Raw genomic sequence first — 2,398 nt, 5'->3', positions numbered from 1 at the left:
GGCGACTTTGAAAAGTAAAGTGCAAAATCATTCTGATCAACAACAACTTTCACTGTATTGGGGTCATTGATTTCCTTCCAGTCTGACAGTTCACTCATTAAAGATGCCAGGTCAATTTTCTCAGCATCAGCACCGTCAAAGACTTTCAAAACTTTTTCCAAGCCTTCCCGGTTTGTAAAAGGCTCATCGCCCTGAACATTGACTATAATATCAACATCAAGCGATTCCACTGCTTCTGCAATTCGGTCTGTTCCACATTCGTGTTCCCGAACACTTCGAATAACTTTCCCACCATTTTTAGCAATCTCATCATAAATTATTTGACTGTCGGTAACCACATACACTTCATCAAACAAACCTGTTTTTAATGTAGCTTGATAAGTTGTCAAAATCACACTCTGCCCACCCAAATCCTGCATTAACTTACCCGGAAATCGAGTTGCAGCATACCTTGCCGGAATCATGGCGATAACTTTTAATCCTGTCTTCAAAAATGAATATTTTAAGCTTTGTTTTCAAAATTAAGACTTTCTGTTGGATTGTCCTATCTAAATTAAATCTATTTTATTTAAAAGATTTAAGCCAAGTTTGAAAATGAAATTTATCATTTATCCTATATAATTTATACTGAAAATTAGTAAAACCTATATAAAACTCCAGTTCTTTTTGAAAACTAAAAAGTTCCAGTTCGCTAATTTTAACTTCACCTTAATAATTAAGATTTATTTTTATTATTAAATTGAAAATACTAAAATTATAACATAAATTATTTGATTATGAAAAGTCTTACAGTTACTATCTTAACCCTCATTTTAACCGGTTTTACCGGAGTTTCACAAAACAACTCCCTTGAAAAAATCAGTCTTCCTGAAGCCATCACTCAATATGTAAACTTGCACTTCCCCGAACAAACCATCGTGGAGACTGATCGGGAGATTGAAGGTTTTCAGCGCATTTATGAAATAGAACTCAATGACGGCACTGAAATAGATTTAACCAAAAACGGCAAACCCTTAAAAATTGAGGCCAAAAATGCAATCCCTTTAACTGTAATTCCTGCTGCCGTATTGGCTTATGTGAACACAAACTTCTCACAAAACGCTATTAAAGAATGGGAAATCAAAAAAAAGTGGCAAAAAATTGAACTTACAGACAACAGAGAGCTGATCTTTGACCTTGATGGAAATTTCATCAGATTTGATTAAGCAATTTAAATTCAAAACACGCCGGATCCCATAGCTTAAACTTGACAAGCTCAACTCTCAGAAAAATTAATTCTGATTCATTTAATCAACTGTTAACAAATTTCGTTTTTTATCGATATAAATAATTGTATTTTTATCGCTTAAAACTAGAACGTATCAATGGGAAAAATCATTGCGATCGCCAATCAAAAAGGAGGTGTTGGAAAAACTACAACTTCTGTGAATTTAGCTGCCTCTCTTGGGGTACTTGAAAAAAAAGTGCTTTTAATTGATGCAGACCCTCAAGCCAATGCCACTTCAGGCCTGGGTGTTGATGTAGAGTCTGTTGAAGTGGGTTCTTATCAATTGCTGGAACACAGTATCAATGCAAAAGATGCCATCGTTAAAACTGACTCACCCAATCTGGACCTGATTCCTGCACATATTGATCTGGTGGCCATTGAAATTGAGCTGGTAGATAAGGAAAACAGGGAGTCCATGCTAAAAGTAGCACTCAGTGAAATCAAAGACGACTATGATTATATTTTGATAGACTGCGCCCCATCTCTTGGATTGTTAACCCTGAATGCTCTCACAGCTGCAGATTCAGTCTTGATACCTATTCAATGTGAATATTTTGCTTTGGAAGGATTGGGTAAATTACTCAATACCATTAAAAGTGTTCAAAAAATCCACAATCAGGAACTCGACATTGAAGGGCTTTTATTAACCATGTATGATTCACGCCTCAGACTTTCCAATCAAGTAGTCGATGAAGTAAAAAAACACTTCAACGAAATGGTATTCAAAACAATCATTCAACGAAATGTTCGACTCAGCGAAGCTCCCAGCTACGGCGAAAGCATCATTACCTATGACGCCGGAAGTAAAGGAGCCAATAATTACCTGAGCCTGGCAGAAGAACTAATACTCAAAAATAATTAAAGATGGCCAAAGCAACAAAAAAACAAGCGCTTGGCAGAGGCCTTTCTGCACTCTTAAAAGACCCTGATAATGATATTCAATCTGCAAATGATAAAGGTGCAGAAAAAGTAGTGGGAACAATCGTAGATCTTGACATAAACAGCATTGATGTAAACCCTCACCAACCCCGAACAAGTTTTAATGAAGAAACCCTTCAAGAATTGGCTTCTTCAATCAAGGAACTCGGCGTCATTCAGCCAATCACTGTAAGAAAAATTGACTTTAATAAA

At 36.1% G+C, this 2,398-nt stretch carries 3 protein-coding genes and 1 pseudogene; 3 read left to right on the top strand and 1 reads right to left on the bottom strand.

Features of this window, described 5'->3' with window-relative positions; translation table 11 throughout:
- A pseudogene (locus AACY61_RS12455) lies at positions 1 to 464 on the bottom strand (3-deoxy-manno-octulosonate cytidylyltransferase); the annotation flags it as partial.
- Between the two features lie 312 nt (positions 465 to 776).
- Here AACY61_RS12455 and AACY61_RS12450 point away from each other — a divergent pair.
- The 3 genes from AACY61_RS12450 to AACY61_RS12440 all read left to right on the top strand — a co-directional run.
- On the top strand, positions 777 to 1,205 hold the full coding sequence (locus tag AACY61_RS12450) for a PepSY-like domain-containing protein (protein ID WP_339611901.1): 429 nt from the start codon (positions 777 to 779) through the stop codon (positions 1,203 to 1,205).
- A 159-nt stretch (positions 1,206 to 1,364) separates the two neighbouring features.
- Positions 1,365 to 2,129: an AAA family ATPase gene (locus AACY61_RS12445; RefSeq protein WP_339611900.1), complete on the top strand. Its 765-nt coding sequence runs from the start codon at positions 1,365 to 1,367 to the stop codon at positions 2,127 to 2,129.
- A gap of 2 nt (positions 2,130 to 2,131) precedes the next feature.
- The coding region (locus AACY61_RS12440; RefSeq protein WP_339611899.1) for a ParB N-terminal domain-containing protein at positions 2,132 to 2,398 on the top strand (267 nt) is incomplete at its 3' end.

Origin of the sequence: uncultured Planktosalinus sp. (genome assembly GCF_963973675.1) — a bacterium.
Lineage (GTDB): Bacteria > Bacteroidota > Bacteroidia > Flavobacteriales > Flavobacteriaceae > Planktosalinus.
The sequence above is the reverse complement of the archived record's forward strand: the minus strand, read 5'-3'. Positions and strand labels throughout refer to the sequence as shown.